Genomic DNA, 18,074 nt, shown 5'->3' on the forward strand with positions numbered 1-18,074 from the left:
ATTCCCGGCTTCGTCGTTGAAATGAGCCCCCCGATAATGCGTGATGGTTAACGGGGACAGACCACATTTTCGGAGTGTTTTCTAAACGTGGTCTGTCCCCCCACTTACTCCAAATTGATCTGCCGCCTTTGAATTATCATAAAATCAACTATAAAGCCGATTAAAAATTGAATCCACCTCACAACTTCTAACAATCTGATCAGACGTAAAATCCAATACATCCGATACGACCACAACCCCTCTAAGCTCTTCGGGGAAATCATCAATACTCGCATACACAGTTGGCATCAGGTAGCGGAAATAATCACCCATTTCAGTTTTCCCGCTATAACCAACAGGATAATCCTCACCTTGAACACTACCCTCCACTGCATGATAAACGTAAAAACCCTTTATCGAAGGAATCGAGCACTCTGATAACTTTTTATCAAATGCAGACCGCTGCGCAATAACTGATTCGACCTCTTTACGAGACTTATCGCCCCCAAATCTACAGATTGAATACAAATCAAGAATTGCAATTCCTCTTTTGTTTTCTGGATAACTGACAACCCCCGAAGACTCTTCCCACATATATTCATTTAACCGGTCAAGCTTCCCCTCTAACTCCGACACCTGTAGCAAAACCTTGGGAAGCTTTCCAAAACAGTTATTTACCATAATGGCTACCAATCCGTTTTTGTCCATGGCAAACCACGTAATTATTTCGCCAAAACTCGGTTGCCAATCTAAATCTAAAAACATCACTTTCTCTCCGGCCAAACAGGATTAACGAAGGTTAACGGGGACAGACCACATTTTCGGAGTTTTTTCTAAAAGTTGTCTGTCCCCATTTACTCTGAAATAGATTTACACCTGCTTCAGGACTAGACATTTAGAGATATTTATAAGCGTGATCTATTCCCGCCTCCCCTTTCAATCCTCAATCTTTCTCGCACCTAATAACGAATCCACTTTCCGGTGGGGATTAATTCCGGGCCATCAGGATCAAGTAAGTAAAGCCACTCTGGTTCATGCCCTACCGTGCCGATTAAAACACCTAGCGAATCTGGATGCTCAGGCATAGCACCTGAATGTATGGCACCTATATAACTGCTTTCACCATAAGGATTGTGCAGTTGAAAGCGCAATGTACCATCAACATCGTAGATCGCAGCATTGTGAGGAAAGCCAAAGAACCAAGGTGGTTCAGTAAAGCCAAACCTAGATGGTTTTTCATCAAACACGACCAGCACTCCACTCCTATCTGGCAGTATGTATGGGATGAATGCAGCAGAGAACAAAACTTCCGAGCCGCTATCAGAAACTATGTATTTTCTTATCTCCACAACCTTACTCGCGCGCACATATTTAACTTGTGCCATTTCAACTTCAAATTCAGTTCTGCGCCCATGCCAATCGTAAAAACTCTCAAAGATCGTTCCATCAGCATGTACCACCTCATTTCTTATACGCTCAACTAGATCAACCATTTCAACACCCTCAAACTATCAATATCAAGAGTATAAAACTCAGGATTTGTACGAGGGGTTTTATCCATAAAGGTAACTTGATGTGCTCCGCCAAGGAGACGCGTCTCTTGCTTGGCATCCCACATGTCACCCGCAGTACCTTCACGAACGCCTACACCCGGTTTCACCGTGAATTCGACTTTGTACAGATCCGCGGTTTTAAACTCGGTTGAAATAGCCAGTTTATTTCTAACGTCATCTATTGAGTTCACAGGAGAGTCTGTTGCCCATCCGCCTAAAAAGATGCAGGATTTTGGTCCTTTAATTCACTAAACTTTATAGCGTCGTATCGTCTTTGATCTATTACCATGGTCATCGTTCGTGGCTGATCCACAACCTTATCGGTGACGACTGTCCCCTCCTTCCACGCCGGGCGTTGTGTTCCCCAGTATGGAAGATCTATTCCACCTGACTGCTGTTTCAGCAGCAGATCATTCGCGGTCTTCTCACCATCGACACGCGGAAGACCATCACGGTCTGTCACCTGCCCTGCTTTGATATTCTCCGCACGATGCTCCATTCCCGGAACAAAGTCACGCTGCGTAGACAACCCAAAACGCTCCGCATCGCGGGTAGCGGGTTAACGGGTTAACGGGTTAACGGGGACAGACCACATTTTCGGAGTACTTTCTAAACGTGGTCTGTCCCCATTTACCTCCTCCATTTTTGCGAAAATCCAGATACCGCTTCCACCAAAAAAACCGTAGATAAGCGAAAATCTCAAAGAAATCAACAGGTCCTCACCACTAAAACCCCAAGCTCCAAGTTTACAATAGATAATAACCGCGCCTATCAAACTTCCAAGCAATCCGACGAGGTAAAAAAACACCGCCGCCTTCAGAACCAGCGCTGGGTATAAAAGAAACTTGACCTTTATTGGAGTCATTTCTTATTCCAGAAAGCGTTCACCTTGTCGATTACAACCTTCGGTAAAAAAAATCTGTGACAGGTTAACGGGGACATTTTCGGAGTGCTTTCTAAACGTGGTCTATCCCCATTTACCTTTACAAGGTCTGCCCCATTTGCCTCTCTTTTATTTAAGACTAATAGCGAATCCACTTCCCTGTAGAAATTAATTCCGGGCTGTCTGGATCAACCAAATAAAGCCACTCTGGGTCATGCCCTACGCTTCCTACCAAAACACCTAACGCATTTGGGTTTGCCGGCGTTAATGTATAGTGCACAGCACCAATATAGCTTCCCACACCATGAGCGCTTTTTAATTGGAAGCGTAAGGAACCATCAGAGTTGTAAATCGCCGCATTATTTGGACAGTTAAAAAACCAAGGAAATTCAGACATGCCAAATTTTGATGGTACCTCATTGAAGACGACCAAAAACCCTGTTCTATCAGCAAGAATGTAAGGCATCTCACTGACGGGAATGCATAGTTCCACGCCGTTCTCAAAGGCCAAATATCGTTCAAAACGTACGACGGCGTGCTTTTGCGCATACAGCATTATATTTTTAGTATCTTCGAAACTGGTACATGCCCCGTTCCAGCTGACAAACTGCTCAAAAAGCAGTCCATCATCGAATTCCCACTTTGTTCTAATTTCACTAATCAACAGACTCACTGCAACGACCTCACCGACCCCATATTAACCTCGTACAACTCTGGATTAGTTCGGGGAGACTTATCCATAAAATTCACTTGATGTCCACCACCAGGCAAGCGGGCTTCGTTTTTCGCATCCCACATATCACCAACAGTTCCTTCACGAATCCCGACACCTGGTTTCACCGTAAATTCGACTTGGAATAATTGACCCTATTTGAACTCTTCAGAAACTGCAAGTTTATTTCGAACGTCTGCCACAGATATTTATAGGAGTTTCTGTGGCCCAACCTCCAAGAAGGGAGGACGGGTTCTTGCCTTGGGAGTTAACGGGGACAGACCACATTTTCGGAGTGCTTTCTAAACGTGGTCTGTCCCCCATTTACCTCATTGCTTCAGCCAATTGAACTAAAGGTGGTTTATCCCCATTACCCCTTCCCCTCCCGCGATGCTAATAACGAATCCATTTCCCGGTGAAAATTAACTCCGGACTATTCGGATCGACCAAATAAAGCCATTCCGGTTCATGGCCAACTGTACCGACTAACACACCCAACTTATCAGGATGATCGGGAATCGCACCAGAGTGCGTGGCACCTATATAACCATCTTGCCCATAAATATTATGTAACTGAAAACGCAACGAGCCGTCAGAATTATATACTGCAGCATTATCAGGATAGCTGAAAAACCAAGGCGCTACTGGAACACTGAATCTCGAGGGCTCCTTCTCAAAAACCACCAAAAACCCAGTTCTATCCGGCAATATATTCAGAACCTCAAGTATTGGAATATCGACTTCCCCCCCCTCTAAAACCAAAAACTGCCGACGCTTTATTACGCTGCGCTTTTCAGAATAGAGAATATATTTTTTAACATCTTCATAATTAGTGCACCCCCCATCCCAACTTACAAAGCGCTCAAAGACGACCCCATCATCCAACTCTACAACAGTAACAACTTTATTTATTAGCACTGTCATTTTAGCGCCCTTACCGACTCGAAATTTACTTCATACAGCTCCGGATTGGTTCGGGTGTCTTATCCATAAAATTCACCTGATGCCCTCCGCTAGGCAAGCGAACTCCGTTCAGTTTATCCCGCATATCACCAACGGTACCCTCACGAGTGCCGACACCGGGCTTAACCGTAATCTCGATCTGTAGCAATTTACCATTTTTAAACTCTTAAGGTTAACGGGGACAGACCACATTTTCGGAGTGCTTTCTAAACGTGGTCTGTCCCCATTTACCTTTCGAAATGGCAGCAGCAATTGGAGGCCATCGACCAACTACCCAAGAGCCAATAGAAATTCGTTGCGCAGATGCTTGATGCCCTGATCGCTCAGGCCACGACTAAAGCGAGCAGCGAAGGACGGGAGGTTTTGCAGTAAGCAGATAAAACAACACCGGCGCAGGGCCGGTGTCAAATCGAGGCTGGGATCTACAGATAAATAAGCACCCTGGGTTTCCGGAGATACTTATTAACCATTTCGATTTAATGTATCCAGAAGCTTTTCAAATGCTTTAGGGACAAGATCTTTTTCCTCTGGAGAAAGCAAAATATTCATGACCTGCTCATCACAAGCACAGTCATATATATCAATGCCTATCCAGCCTTCCGACCAAAATTCTACGGTCGCCAGCTTATTAAAGCCTTCCAGCTCTATCCGCTCAAGGTTACCAAAATCCCCGTTGGCGAATGTTGAATACTCTACGGAGTAGCCTTTCAATAGAGGCTTAACTTCTTTATTAAACTGAAAAGCATCCATAACCCCTCTCACTTACTATCTAGCACAGTAATATTTTTTACCTCAGGGAGATGTTCTCCACCCTGTTTATTAAGCAAATACTGCTGGGATTTACTTGCGTCCGGACCAATCATTTTATACCAGCCTTCCTTACCACCCTGCAATAATCCACTACTTGGAACATCAAACTCGACATAGACGGAACCTTTAGACGCAGCCCCCTTAAAATCAGCGGCACCGTTAGTTGAGATAAAGGTTTGCCCGCCGCCTCCCTGAACAATTTTGTTACTACTTTGCATCTGTGCCAGCTCATCAGGAGACATCCATCTCCCGACACGAGTCATGCTTACATCATTAATAGTTTGGGTTTCGCCAAGCTTCAATGCGGTATTAGCAGTACCTTTTGCACCAACCCACTTCCCACCAACCCATTCAACGGCTCTACCACCAATATAGGCGGTGACAAGCCCGGTGGCCGCATCAAAAGCCATACCACCCAACTCTTGGGCGGACGCGGTCGCTACTTTATCAAACTGCTTTTCCAACGCATGCGACGGGATCGGGCTAGTAATCCAGTCCTTGAACCCTAGCGCTAACCCACCTATGCCGCCAGCGATTGCACTAATCGTGTCCAAAGGTGATGACACGGCCTTCCAGATCGATTCCGCTGTCTTGACTGCCTCACCTGGCAGAGCAACAGCGTTTTTACCAACGCCAATCCCCGCTTCTCTGGCCAGAAATCCAGGGTCCATCGAAGGAGGATAAACCGTTGTAAGCTCATTGCGGTCAATGCCCGAGAAATAACTCGCGTTGGCTGCATTGAATTGCTCGAGTGTCCAACCTTCTTCTAGTGCCTGTCGTTGAGTCTTACGCCTAAACTCCTCCATATCACGCTGTCTTTCGCCATCCAGTGCGGCTACCGCCCGGGTGATATTGTCCCGACACGCTTGAGCCCCCGGTCCCGAGCCACAAGCTGCACGCGCCTTGTCCGCAGCTACAACTTCTCTATGTAGCAACCAGTTGTACTGGGTGGCGTTCCTCGCAATATCGGCGCCCTGTTGAATATTCCCGTCGACCGCCGCTGCGGCTAGGAGCCCGGTTAGCTGCGACATCATTAAGTGCAACTGGTCGTTACCATCCGCAAACTTAACCAGTTGATTCGTCAGCGCCTCATTAAGCCCCGCCGCTGCCGCACCGGTGGCAAAATCACCGCCAGTAGCCTTTGAAAGCAAGCCCCCCATCAAAGCATGCGCGACGGTTTTTTCAAGACTGCCTTCTGGGAACTTGATGGTGTCGCCAACCCAATTGAACCCAGTTGCCATCGCGACACTGCTCGCCTCCCCCAGCAACGCAGCACCAAAGTTGTCACCAAAACTACCTCCACCAATGGCCGTCGAAACGCCGCTGGAGATAATCGCGCGACCGGTCGTGCGGATAGCGACATCGGTAAAGTTGCTGCTGGTCAGGATATTTGCTGTTTTGCTGGTTCCACCCGCAAACCAATTCGCGTCCGCGTAGTTCAGCACGCCGGCCGTAAAGCCTGCGATGGCCGCACTCTTGAGGCTGTCAGCGCTGAACGTCTCCTTGAAAGCAGCGCCCAGGTTGCCCTTGTTGTTGATCGTGCTGGTCACGGCGGTGGTCGCCAGAGAGGTGGCAATTACACCGCCGGCACCGCCGCTGACCAAGGCCAATCCTCCGGGGCCCATCACGAACGACATCATGATCGCAATTGCGATTTGTGCTGCCGGACCAACTCCCGAGTTCTCGTACTTAAACGACTCGTGAATCTCCTTCACCAGCCGCCAATCAACATCCCCACGCGCCTCGGCATCCTTCAACCACGCCAACTGCGGATCAGCCTTGACCATCGCATCGATGGTCTGGCTGACGGACTGCTGGTTGACATCCTTGATGTCGATCTTCAGACCATCCACGGCCTTGATCACGATGTTGCCCTTGGCAATCATCTGGGTCTGACGCAGGGTTTCATCGGTATTACCGCGACCTTTGGACGACACCCACGCGGCATTGTTGTTGGTCTTGGTGTGGCTTTCGTCATGGAGGTCTTTGACCCCTTCAAACGTAATCGCTCCACCGCTGTCCAGCGTGATGTTGTTACCACTGTCCAGTTTGGCGACCTGATAAAGCTGATCGCCTCCGCTCTTGAGCGTAAGATCGCCGCCCGACTTGATCTCGGAGCCGATGTACTTGTTGTCGGTGACCTCGTCCCGCTTCATTTTGAGCTTGCCGAAGCTGCCCTTTTTCTTCATGTCATACAGCGAGTAGTCCGTGTCCTGCGCTGCAAGAATGTTGAGGTTGTCACCCGCGACCAGATAGGCTTCGTCGCCTGCAGTCACGCGACTGGAGATCACGCTGAGGTCTTTACCGGCATTCAGTTTGACGTCGCCACCCGCGGTGATGCCGGACATGACCTGGCTGACATGATCCTCCTGCATCGTGAGTTTTTTGCTTTTGTACAGCGAGTGCTCCTCATCAGCAGCCGAGCCGATGGTCAGGTTCTCGGTCGCAGACATCGACACGTCACGCTTGGCATCGATCTGACTGGCGATGACCGAAAGGTCCCGTCCGGCCGTGATGTTCAGATCACGCCCGGCATCGACGGTTGAGCCGTACTGGGTAACGTTGTCGTTGGTATGCAGTCCACGCTGAGAACTGAAGGCCTTTTCAGCGGAAACCAGATTCACATCGCGACCGGCATTGATCGTGGTATCTGCGCCGCTCTTCAGAACACCACCCGTGTTGATGACGTCTCGTCCAGCCTTGAGCGTCAGATCGTTGGCCGCTTCGATGCGCGCAGCGTTGTCGATGAAGTCCGAACGCTCGTTCATGTCGCCAACACCACTCTCATGGGTGGTGACGCTGCGTTCATTGATGATGTCGCCACGAGTGGCAGTCAGCGAGACGTCACGCCCGGCGATAATGCCGCCAGCCTTGTTTACAAGGTTATTGCCTGCGAGAAGATCAAGACGATTGCCTGCTTCAATCAGGCCACTGTTGACCAGATTGTTGTCGGCGGTGGCTGAAAGGTTGTTTTTGGTGCGCAATGTTCCGGCGTTTTCCAGATCCTTGCCGGCAATGAGCGTGACATCACTGCCTTGAATCAGCGCGCCGTTAGCTGCGAGGCGATTATTGGCATTGGCCAGGTAGAGTACCGGGACAAGCACTTGCTCGCCGTTTACCACGGCGTTTTCCATCCAGACGATATCGTGAGTCAGTGCCGCGACCTGTTCGGATGTCAGGCTGACTCCCACTGCCAGATTGAGCTGATTTTTGCTGGCGATGGCGTTGTCCATCAGGTACTTGTACAGACCCTCATCGGTGGTCTGACCATCGATGAAGCGCTGGCCGGTACGTGCCACAACCGCCTGCTGGACCAGGCGCTGCTCATAGAGCCCGTCGCCCAATCGCTTGGCGCTCTTGTCAGGATCGTACCCAAGGTTCGACAGCAGATAATCCGAACCCATGAACTGCTTGAGGTCAGTCAATACCGGGTTGGTTTCTATCAGATACTTGTGTGCATTGGATGACTTGCTGGTCACCGGCAAGCCTTGTACGCGATTGATCGTGAAGTCGGTGGAGCGGCCAGGCAATGCCGTGCCACTGGTGTCGGCAGCGGGTGTGCTGACGTCGAGAGCGCTGGCCGTCGCACCCGTTTCGCCTGCCTTGTGATCAGCCGTCTTCAAGTCAACCGTACTGCCTGAAGCCTGAGCATTGTTTGCCAGCTGGATGTTCCTTGGCTGGGTATCGGTCAAGGTTTGCTGGCGATTGGCGGGGCTGATCGCGGCGCCACCCATGGTCCAGCTATCCGGACCGGTGGCGGTCGGCGTGCTGTTGCCTTGTCCGCTCAGACGGAACAAGCCGTTTTGCCCGGTGGGCAGACTGAAACCGGGCAGCGCTAACGGGTTGACTTGCTGTTGAGCCAGATCGGGTGGCAGCTGTGCGTTGATGTAAATCGGTGTCGAATAAGCGCTACCCGCACCTGTTTCGGTTTTGTTGCGGCCGGCTGCGACATAGGCGTAGTAAGGCCGTTCGACGCTGTTGCTGATTTTCTGCGTGGCATTGAGTGTGATGTTGCCGCCCGCCTGAATCACCGCATCGTAGGCGTTGGTCGAGCCTGTTACCGTAATCTCCGGGCCGGTGAGCTCGCCCCCGCCCATCAACTTGATAAAGGCGCTCAGATCCGCTTCGACGTCGGGTGACGGCGTCCCACCGTTTTTCTTGTTGAACGCATCTGCTGCGGCGACTGCCCCGAAGATCTGCTTCACATAGTTCCAGTACGTGCGCTTGGTGACGATCTCCTGCTCTTGCAAACCGGTGTTATTGATAGTGTCGGCATTGGCCACGATGTTGCCGGTGGCGGCAATCGTGCTACTGGTGTTGTTCAGCGTCGACGCATTGATCGAGATGTCGCCGCCGCTGGTCATGCTGGCAGCCGCACTGCTGGCGTTGACTTTCAAACGATCGGTTTCAGCGATTTCCCACAGGCCATTTCGCCGCCCTCCACTACGGAAGTCACAGCCAACGATAGGAACCAGATTGCAATCAAGTTGCGTGATGACAACTGAACTTTTTTCTTGCTTGGTGTATTCCAGGATCGCCCGAACGTTGTTGATGGTCAGGGCATTGATGGTCAGGTTCTGAGCGCTGTAGATGTCACCGGAAGAGTTATCCAGCAGATCGGCTTTGCCAGTTCCGGAATCCCTGCCGATGTAAACGTTGCTCAGCCCGTAGAGTTGGCCATAGGAGTTATTGAGGTTCGCAACCTGCAGGCGCATGTCGCCGCCGCTGGTGATCAACGCATTGGTGTTGAGCAGTGATCCGCTGGTCAGTGTCAGATTTTGTGCCGCAGCCAGCGTGCCGAAGTTGTTGACCGCTCCGGCATTGATGGTCATGTTGGCTGCCGAGGTCAGACGAGCGCCATTGTCCAGGCGGCCACCGACATTAAGCGTGGTGTCCCCGCCGCCGGCGATACTCGATGTCGCGCTGCTGAGACTCACCTGCGCGGCACTCAGATTCAGAGTACCCAGGCTACTGAGCCGCCCCGCGCCCCAATAAGCGCCACCGAGGCCGACATTCATCCGGCCGTCACTGGCAATCAACCCGTCGTTGAGCCAGTTGACGCCATTGCCGGTGAAACTGTCAGACGCCAGCAATTGCCCGGTAGCGGTCTGGGTCAGACTGTTGACATTGACGGTAAGACGCCCGGCCTGGATAACGCTGCTGTTGGTCCAGCTGTCAGCACCGATCGTCAGGCCGCCACGGGTTACCAGCGCCCCCCCTGCATTCATCAGGTTGGCGGTGGATATATCAAACGTGCCGGTGCCGACGTGCAACAGGCTGCCGCCGGTATTGAGGAAGCTGCCGGTGCCGAGCGTCAGGTCGGTGTTGGCGGTTTCCAGCGTGCCGTTGCGGTTGTCGAATAGGCCGCCAATCTGGAAGCTGGTTTTGCCGCCGCTGCCGAGGGCACGCAACTGGCCGGTCTGGTTATCGAGGCTGGCAGCCTTGATGGCAAGGGTGCTGTCGCTTTCGATGATGCCCAGGCGGTTATTCAATGCGCCGGTCAGATTGAGGTCGATCTGCTGGCCGGCAATCTGGCCGTCGTTGTCGCCGCTGTTGTCGAAGTTGTTGCCGGTGACGTTGATTTTGCCTTTGGCGTAGAGGCCGCCATTGCGGTTGTCGAAGTTGCCGGTGGTGATGACTGCATCGCCGCTTTGCGCCGAAATGCGTCCGCCGTAGTTATCGAGTCCACCCGGTGCGACGAGATTCACGCGTTGAGCCTGAATCACACCGCCCTGGCGATTGTTATTCAGGTCGTAGCCATTCTTCAGCGCACCGGTCAGGCGCGCAGAGAACGCAGCTTTCAGGCTGGCGAGGACGCCGCCACGACTATCGAGGTTGCCAGCGTCGAGGGTAAGGTCCCCGGCATCGGCAATGATCCGGCCGCTCTGGTTATCGATGTCGCCGCTGGTGGTCAGGGTCAGTGCGCCCTTGCTTTGCAGAGTGCCCTGGCGTTGGCCAGACTGGCCGCCCGGATCTGTACATCGCCATTCTGGCTGTAGATCAAACCGTCGGCGCTATTCTGGATGACGCCAGGCGTGGTGATCGTCAACACGTCATTGGCCGCGACGGTGCCGCGATTGCGGTTGTCCAGGCCGCCACTGAGCAGGGTCATCAAACCCTGACTGGCCAGTTGGCCGCCCTGATTGTTGATCTGTGTGGCGCGTTGCAGCAGCAGTGCGCCACCGCTGGCGAGCTTGCCGTTGGTGTTGGTCAATGCGCCGAGCAGGTCGAGGGTTACGGCGCCATCGCTGGCCGCCATGCCACCGGTGTTATCCAGTGTGGTGCCGACAAAGCTCAGGTCCTGATTGGCACTGACACTGCCGCCGGCGTTGCCCAGCGTCATCGCCTGCATCGTCAGGGTAGCACCGCTGTAGATCGAACCACCCGCAGCGTTATTCAAAAGACCAGCGACGGTCAGAGCCTGCGCTCCGCCACTGGAAACCACGCCCTTGTCGCTGTTATCCAGGCTCGCGGCGTTGACGTTAAGGGCTTTCTGGCTGACCAGTGCACCGGCACCGCTGTTGAGCAAGTCCCCGCTCAGTGTCACATCGAGGCTGCCGCTTTTGCTGGAGAGCGTGCCGCTGTTGCGGTTGTCGAGGCTCTGGGCATTGACGTCCAGACCTTGCCAACCGGAGATCAGACCGTTCTGGTTGTGCAGTTGGCTGCCCGTGAGGCTCAGCAGGTTGCTGCTGATCAGTTTGCCGCCGCTGTTATCGATGGCCCGGGTTTTAAGGCCGATGCTCTGGCTGCTGGAGATTTCGCCGCTGCGGTTGGTGAGGTCACGCAGGTGCTGAATGCTCAACTGGCCTTCAGTGGTGATCAGGCCGCCGTCGTTGTTCAGATCAGCAGCGGCCGCGCCGAAATCAATGGCGATGGCACTGCCCAGCAGCGAGCCGTTCTGGTTGTTCAAGCCGTTGCTGTTGACAGTCAGGCCAGTGGTGGCATTGATCAGCCCCAAGTTCTGGTTGGTGAGCAGGCCGTCGAGGTTAAGATCCAGATTCGAACGGCTGGTCAGTGTGCCGCCGCTGTTGTCGAGGCTGGCCGCTTTGACATCCAGCGCAGCCGCGGCAATCAGGCCTTTGATGTTGGTCAGCGCCTGGTCGATGCGCAGCGTCACGGCCTGGTTGCTGAGCAATTTGCCGTTGCTGTTGTCGAGGCTGCGCGCCGTCACTGTGAACGCCTGGGTGCTGGAGATCTCACCGCCGTCGTTGTTGACGTCCTCAAGGTTCTTGAGCATCAGCAACGGCGCGCCGATCAGGCCGTTCTGGTTGTTCAGTTGACCGTGATTGAGGTCCAGGTCCAGCGACATGTTGCTGAACAACTGGCCGCCCTGCTGATCGAGACCGGTGACGTTCGCGGTCAGCGCAGCAACGCTGGCAATACGACCGCCATCCTGGTTGGTCAGTTGGGTCGCCTTCAGGTCCAGCGTATCGCCACTGTTCAACTTGCCGTTGTGGCTGTTATCCAGCGTACCGGTGTGCACCACTACCGCGCCTTTGGCGCTGAGGCTACCCCCGTTGCTGTTGTCGAGGCTGGCACTGCTGAGATTGAGGCTGGCGTCGGTGACGATCTGACCACCGCGGTTGAGCACCACGCCGGTGGTGTTCAATGTCAACGGCCCGGCAACCGACAGGCTGCCGAGATTGTTGGTCAGACTCGCCGCTGTCACGCCAAGGCTGCCCTCGGCGCTGATCAGGCCCTGACTGTTTTTCAGGTCACCGCTCAGGTCGAGCTTCAGGTTGCTCTGGCTCAGGAGCGCACCCGCAGTGCTGTCGAGGCTGCGGCCGGTCAGGGTCAGGTCGGTTTTACCCGAAATCAACCCCTTGGCACGGTTGAGCACTTCATCAACGGTCAGGCTCAACGCACCCTGCGCAATCAGCTTGCCGCCGTCGCTGTTGTCCAGACGACTGCCGACCAGCGTTACGTCAGCCTGGCTGGACAGCTCGCCGCCACGGTTGTCGACGGCATCGACCGTCAGTTGCAGCGCCTGATTCGCCCCGACGAGACCGCCGTTACGGTTGTCGAGGCTGTTGCCGGTGAGCTTCAGCCCGGCGGTTGCCATCAGTTCACCGTGCAGGTTATCGAGGGTCGCGACGTTAGCGACAACGTCGGCTTTGCCGGCGATATGCCCTTCGCTGTTGTCGACGCTGTCGGCTTTCAGATTCAGTTCATCATCAGCGATCAGCGTACCGCCTTGGTTGACCAGTTGGCCGTCCACCGTCACCCCGAGGGTGCCACGGCTGGTGATCAGGCCGCCGCTGTTGTCCAGGCGAGCGCTTTTGACATCCACGCTCTGCGCGGAAATCAGGCCCTTGACGCTGGCCAGCAGTTGTTCGATGCGCAGGGTCAGGCCCTGATTGCTGATCAACTTGCCGTTGTTGCTGTTATCGAGGTTTTGCGCGATCAGGGTGAAGGCTTGGGCGCTGGAGATTTCACCGCCCTGGTTGTCGACATCCTTGAGGTTTTTCAGCACCAGCAGCGGCGAATTGATCAGGCCGTTGCGGTTGTTCAATTGGCCGTGGTTGAGGTCAAGGCTCAGGGAGGTTTTGCTGAACAGTTGACCGCCCTGCTGATCGAAGCCGGTGACCGTTGCGGTCAGGGCTTTGTCGCTGGCGATGCGGCTGCCGATGCCGTTGCTCACTGCGCCGGCGTTGAGCGTGAGGGCGTCACCGCTGACCAGGCTGCCGCCGGAGGCGTTGTTGAAGGCACCGGTGGTCAGCGCGGTGGCTTTCTTGGCGCTGATCAAGCCGCCCTGACTGTTGTCCAGACTCTGCGAAGTCAGGATCAGCCCGCTGTCAGTGGCAATTGAGCCCGCCTGATTGTTCAGGCTACCCGTGGTGGTCAGCGCCAGCGCGCCGGCGCTCGACAAGTGACCGCGTGTGTTATCGAGACTGCCCGCGTTTACAGTCAGCTTCCCTTCGCTGCTGATCAGACCCTCGATATTGCTCAAGGCGTTGTCGAGACGAATATCCAGATTGCCCTGTCGGGTAACGAAATTACCGCCGCTGTTGTCCAGACTCTGCCCGATCAGCGTCGAGGTACCCACACTGAACAGTTGTCCGAGGGTCTGATTGATGACCCGGGCCACAGTCAGGCCAAGGGTGGTTCCGGCGAGGACTTTGCCGCTGTCACTGTTGTTCAGGCTTTGACCGATGACGTTCACATCGACGGTGCTGGAGATTTCACCGCCGCGGTTGTCGATCTCGCCGACCGTGAGTTTCAGCGCTTTTGTGGTACCGACCAGACCGGCCTTACGGTTGTCGAGCGACTGGCCACTGAGCAACAACGAACCTTGGGCGACCAATTCACCACCCTGGTTAACCAATTGCGTCACGTTGGCGTTCAGATCGGCTTTGCTTGAGATACGCCCGGCGCTGTTATCGATGCGCGTCACACCGAGAATCATCGGCCCTGCCGCACTGAGCAAACCGCCACGGTTATCCAGTTGCGTGCCGCTGTAGTTGACGGCGGCCTGACCATCGAGCAGACCTTTGTCGCGGTTGTCGAGTGCGCCAACGCTGAGTTGCAGGTCTTTGGTCGCGCGAACTTTACCGCCGCGGTTGTCCACGGAATCGCTGCGCAAGGTCAGGCGATCCTTGCCAACCACGCTGCCGCCACGGTTGTCGAGGCTGCCACTCTGGACATCGACTGCACCTTTGGCGCTCAGCTCACCGTTCTGGTTATCGAACAAGCCAGTGATGCGCGCGGTCAGACTGCCGTCGCTGACGAGGCTACCTTGCTGGCTGTTGTCGAGGCTGGCGGCGGTGATGCTGACATTCACCCCCGAACCCAACAAACCGTTGCGGTTGTTCAGCGCACCGATCAAACCGATGTTCAGCGCTACGTCACCCGTCACCTGGCCGTCGCTGTTGTCCAGCGTGATGGCGTTGATACGGGTGGTGCCGGCGCTGGATATCTCGCCATCGTGATTATTCAGATCGCCGAGATCGGCGCCGAGGCTGCCGTTGCTGCTGATCACGCCCTGGGTGTTGATGACCTTGCTGGCGTTCAACTGCACCGTCGAGTTGCCGAGGACGCTGCCCTTGTTCTGATTGTCCAGGGTGGTGGCCGTGAGGCGCGTATCCTGCTGGGCGCTCAACGTACCGCCCTGGTTGCTCAGGGTTTGCGCGACGGTCGCCGTCAGGTTGCGACTGGCGATCACGCTTTTGCCGCTGTTGTTGAGGTTCTGCGCACTCAGGTTCACGTCGCCAGCGCTGTTACGGCTGTTGTCGGCGTTGACCCCGGCTTCAATGATGCCGTTGTTGCTCAGGGTTCCACCGGCGCTGAGGCTGATGCTGTCGCGTGCAGCGAGGTTTTGCTGGTTGCTCAGATCGCCTTGGGTTTGCACGTTCAGAGCGGTGCCAGCGTAGACCGGACCTTGGGCACTAAGGCTGTTGGCTTTGATGTTCACAGCAGTGGCTGCCGAGGTCTGCGCCAGGGTCAACTGGCCGTTGGCATCGATCTGGATATCGCCACCACTGGCAGCCAGGTTGCCCGCCAGTTTCACCCCGACCCCGGCCTCGGTGCCAACCAGTTTGATCGCCCCGGCATACATCCCGCCCAGCGCCGAGGAGTCAATCGCCAGTTGCGGTTTGGCGCTGCCGTCATCGGCACGGGCCGTGGCATTGAGGGTTTGTGCGTTGACGTCGTTGCGCCCGGCAACAATCGTCAGATTCTGCGCCTGGAGTTCAGCGTTGATCTTCGCGCTGCGGGTGATGATTTCGAAGCGGTCGACGTTGTTGGCGTTGAGGCCTGCGCCTTCGATCGCCACAGAGCCCTGATCAACCTGAAAACGATCCAGTCGCCCCGCACCATCCAGCACCGGTTTGCCGGTGGTCAGCGTCACGCGCGGCGCGTTGATGAAGCCGCAACCATTACAGGTGATGCCATACGGGTTGGCCACGATCACTCGCGCCGACTGCCCCGCCACCTCGGTGTAACCGCGCAACTGGCTCGGGTTGCCGCTGATGACTTCGTTGAGAATGGCTTGCGCCGAGCCGCTGTTTTTCAGGTTCGGGTTGCCGATGATGTGCCCGGCCAACTGCGTGTTCGAGGTTTGCGTCGAGCCGTTGTTGAGGATGACACCCTGCGCGCCGACGTTGTAATCGTGGAACTGGTTATGCGACAGGCCGCTGCCGTTGGGCGCGGTGATGTTGATGATCGGCACCCCGTTACCGGCGCGATCAAGGGTGGTGCCAGGGTTGGCCACCACGATGCCGTCGGCCTGCGCCCACATCGGTTGCCAGAACATGACGTTCGCCAGCAGGAACGCCAGCCCGCGCTTGGGCATGCCCAGAAACGACTCACGGTTTTTTACGGCCGCAGAAGGCTGGCCTGCAAGGAAGGCGAACTGACGAACATCCATGTCGATGGTCTCGAAGAATTTGAATTAGATGAAAAAGTCGAGGCGGAAATAGATCGGCGCTTCGCGCTCGGTCAGCACGTCCGGGCGCTCGAGGGAATGCGCAAAGGTCACGCTGGCAGCCACGTGTTGACCACGGGCGAACAGTTCCAGCGAGTTGCTCGACATGCGTCCGTGCTGATCACCGTTGTAACGATCGCCACGAATCACGCCCTGGTCGTAACCGAGGCTGGTGCCGTATTCAGCGAACACCGGGCGCAGCCATTCGGCCGTGACCGGTCGGCTCCAGCGCAGATCGTTGCGCCAGTAGCCGCCGCTGTCGCCGGACAGCGACTGATCCTTGTAGCCACGGATCGACGACAGCCCGCCGAGGCTGGTGCGTTGTGAACTGAACAGCACGTCTTCGCTGCGCTGGCCAGTCATCAGGCTACTGAAGGTGAAGGATTCGCCCCACACTTTGAACGGTTGCAGGTAGCTCAGGGTCGCGGTGTATTTGCGGTAGCGTGCGTCGGGCTCGCCGGGGCCCGGATCGTGGCTGCCCTGCGCGTCGAACGCGCCGATGCCTTCCTGCATGCCGGCGTCGAAGTTGACGAAGGCGCTGCCGATGCGGCGACCGTGGTTGAAGCCGAACTGCGCTTCGCTGATGCGGTTGCTGCTCAGCTTGAGCTTGCTGTCTTCGATGTAGTTGTTGGTGCGCAGGTAGGACAGCCCGGCGCTGAGCGAAGTCTTGCTCACCGAGTCGCGATGGATCACCCGCTCGGCGCGCAGTTGATGGTTTTCGCTGTCGCCGGTCTGCTTGAAGTTGTAGCCGTTGGCGGCGATCTGCGAGCGGTAGTCGCTCTGGCTGTAGGTGTAGCTGAAGTTCCACCAGCCCCACGGCAGGTTGTAATTGAGCATGGCGTTGCTGGAGGTGTGCTGGTGATCGGTCACTGCGTCGTGACCGCCGCGCAGGCTCAACTGATCGGCCAGGCCCAGCGGGCTGTCCCAATCGAAAGTGGTGCCCCACTGCTGTTCACCGGTGCTGCGTTGGCCGTCGTTGCTGCGCGACAGTCCGGCACGCCATGGCTTCTGCGGCGTATTGGTGACCAGCACCTCACTGCCGCCGACGTTCTTGCCCGGCGCCAGCTCCATCTTGGCCTGATTGGACGGCAGGCGATTGAGCTGATCGACCATCTGCTCGATCTCGCGCAGGTTGACCAGTTCGCCGGACTTGCCGGGAAACGCCATCGCCAGTTCACGCTCCGAAAGCTTGCTGTTCTCGGCGCCTTTCATGCCTTCGAGCTTGCCTTCGACCACCAGCACTTTCAGATGCCCGCCAGACAGATCCTGCTGCGGCAGGTAGGCGCGGCTGGTGACCAAGCCTTTCTCGATGTAATGGTCGGTGATGACTTTCAGCAGCTCGTTGAGCTGCGGTACACCGAGGCACTGGTCGATGTAGGGCTTGAGCAAGCGGGTTTTGTCGCTGTCGGACAGACTGTCGGCGCCCTTGAGCTCGATGTCCTTGATCGGGAAACAGCGGGTGTCGGTGGGCGCTGCCGGTTGCGCAGGCTTGGCATCTTTGCCGGGCAAGTCCTTGAGTTCTTCAAGACGCCGCTGCTGCTCTTCGAGCAAGCGATTCTGGCGATCGCGGATCAGGTCGGTTTCACCGGGAGTGGGTGCAGCGAAGGCAATCTGAAGTGGAGACAGGCACAGCAAAGCTGCGCACAACCTCGCCGCGAGGGCGGGTGGGTACATGTTCGATCCCTCGATACGGAATGACATCAAAATAGTGGCGCGATATTAGATGGCCATCATTTTGACGTCAAACAATCG

Annotated in this window: 10 protein-coding genes and 1 pseudogene; all 11 read right to left on the minus strand. The window is 55.4% G+C overall.

All coding sequences use genetic code 11. The features are described from left to right. Positions 1–144: 144 nt before the first annotated feature. Positions 145–744, minus strand: coding sequence for a hypothetical protein (locus E4T63_RS16220; RefSeq protein ID WP_135296938.1), 600 nt, complete (start codon positions 742–744; stop codon positions 145–147). A gap of 194 nt (positions 745–938) precedes the next feature. Further along, a complete protein-coding gene (locus E4T63_RS16225; protein WP_135296005.1) occupies positions 939–1,472 on the minus strand; it encodes a hypothetical protein in 534 nt (177 codons plus the stop codon). After that, complete coding sequence (locus tag E4T63_RS16230) at positions 1,460–1,723, minus strand: hypothetical protein (protein ID WP_135296006.1); 264 nt, start codon at positions 1,721–1,723, stop codon at positions 1,460–1,462. The genes E4T63_RS16225 and E4T63_RS16230 overlap by 13 nt, the downstream gene beginning before the upstream one ends. A gap of 23 nt (positions 1,724–1,746) precedes the next feature. Further along, positions 1,747–2,061: a hypothetical protein gene (locus E4T63_RS16235; protein WP_135296007.1), complete on the minus strand. Its 315-nt coding sequence runs from the start codon at positions 2,059–2,061 to the stop codon at positions 1,747–1,749. A gap of 493 nt (positions 2,062–2,554) precedes the next feature. Next, positions 2,555–3,088 (minus strand): hypothetical protein, encoded by a 534-nt coding sequence (locus tag E4T63_RS16240; protein WP_135296008.1) that lies wholly within the window; start codon positions 3,086–3,088, stop codon positions 2,555–2,557. A gap of 432 nt (positions 3,089–3,520) precedes the next feature. Beyond that, entirely contained in the window at positions 3,521–4,051 is a 531-nt protein-coding gene (locus E4T63_RS16245) for a hypothetical protein (protein WP_127646176.1), read from the minus strand. 501 nt (positions 4,052–4,552) lie between these two features. After that, the gene (locus tag E4T63_RS16250; RefSeq protein WP_098964307.1) at positions 4,553–4,840 is read right to left on the minus strand and encodes a hypothetical protein; all 288 of its coding nucleotides are present in this window, start codon (positions 4,838–4,840) and stop codon (positions 4,553–4,555) included. Between the two features lie 8 nt (positions 4,841–4,848). After that, positions 4,849–10,608 (minus strand): DUF637 domain-containing protein, encoded by a 5,760-nt coding sequence (locus E4T63_RS28970; RefSeq protein ID WP_432431695.1) that lies wholly within the window; start codon positions 10,606–10,608, stop codon positions 4,849–4,851. A 171-nt stretch (positions 10,609–10,779) separates the two neighbouring features. Then, positions 10,780–10,839: pseudogene (locus E4T63_RS28975) on the minus strand (hypothetical protein); the annotation flags it as partial. After that, positions 10,818–16,265 (minus strand): filamentous hemagglutinin N-terminal domain-containing protein, encoded by a 5,448-nt coding sequence (locus tag E4T63_RS28980; protein ID WP_432431696.1) that lies wholly within the window; start codon positions 16,263–16,265, stop codon positions 10,818–10,820. The pseudogene E4T63_RS28975 and the gene E4T63_RS28980, both read right to left, overlap by 22 nt. A gap of 24 nt (positions 16,266–16,289) precedes the next feature. Next, positions 16,290–17,996 carry a ShlB/FhaC/HecB family hemolysin secretion/activation protein gene (locus E4T63_RS16260; protein WP_135296009.1) on the minus strand — a complete coding sequence of 569 codons (1,707 nt, stop codon included), beginning with the start codon at positions 17,994–17,996 and terminating at the stop codon, positions 16,290–16,292. Positions 17,997–18,074: the final 78 nt, after the last annotated feature.

Origin of the sequence: Pseudomonas fluorescens, assembly GCF_004683905.1 — a bacterium.
Taxonomy (GTDB): Bacteria; Pseudomonadota; Gammaproteobacteria; order Pseudomonadales; family Pseudomonadaceae; genus Aquipseudomonas; species Aquipseudomonas putida_A.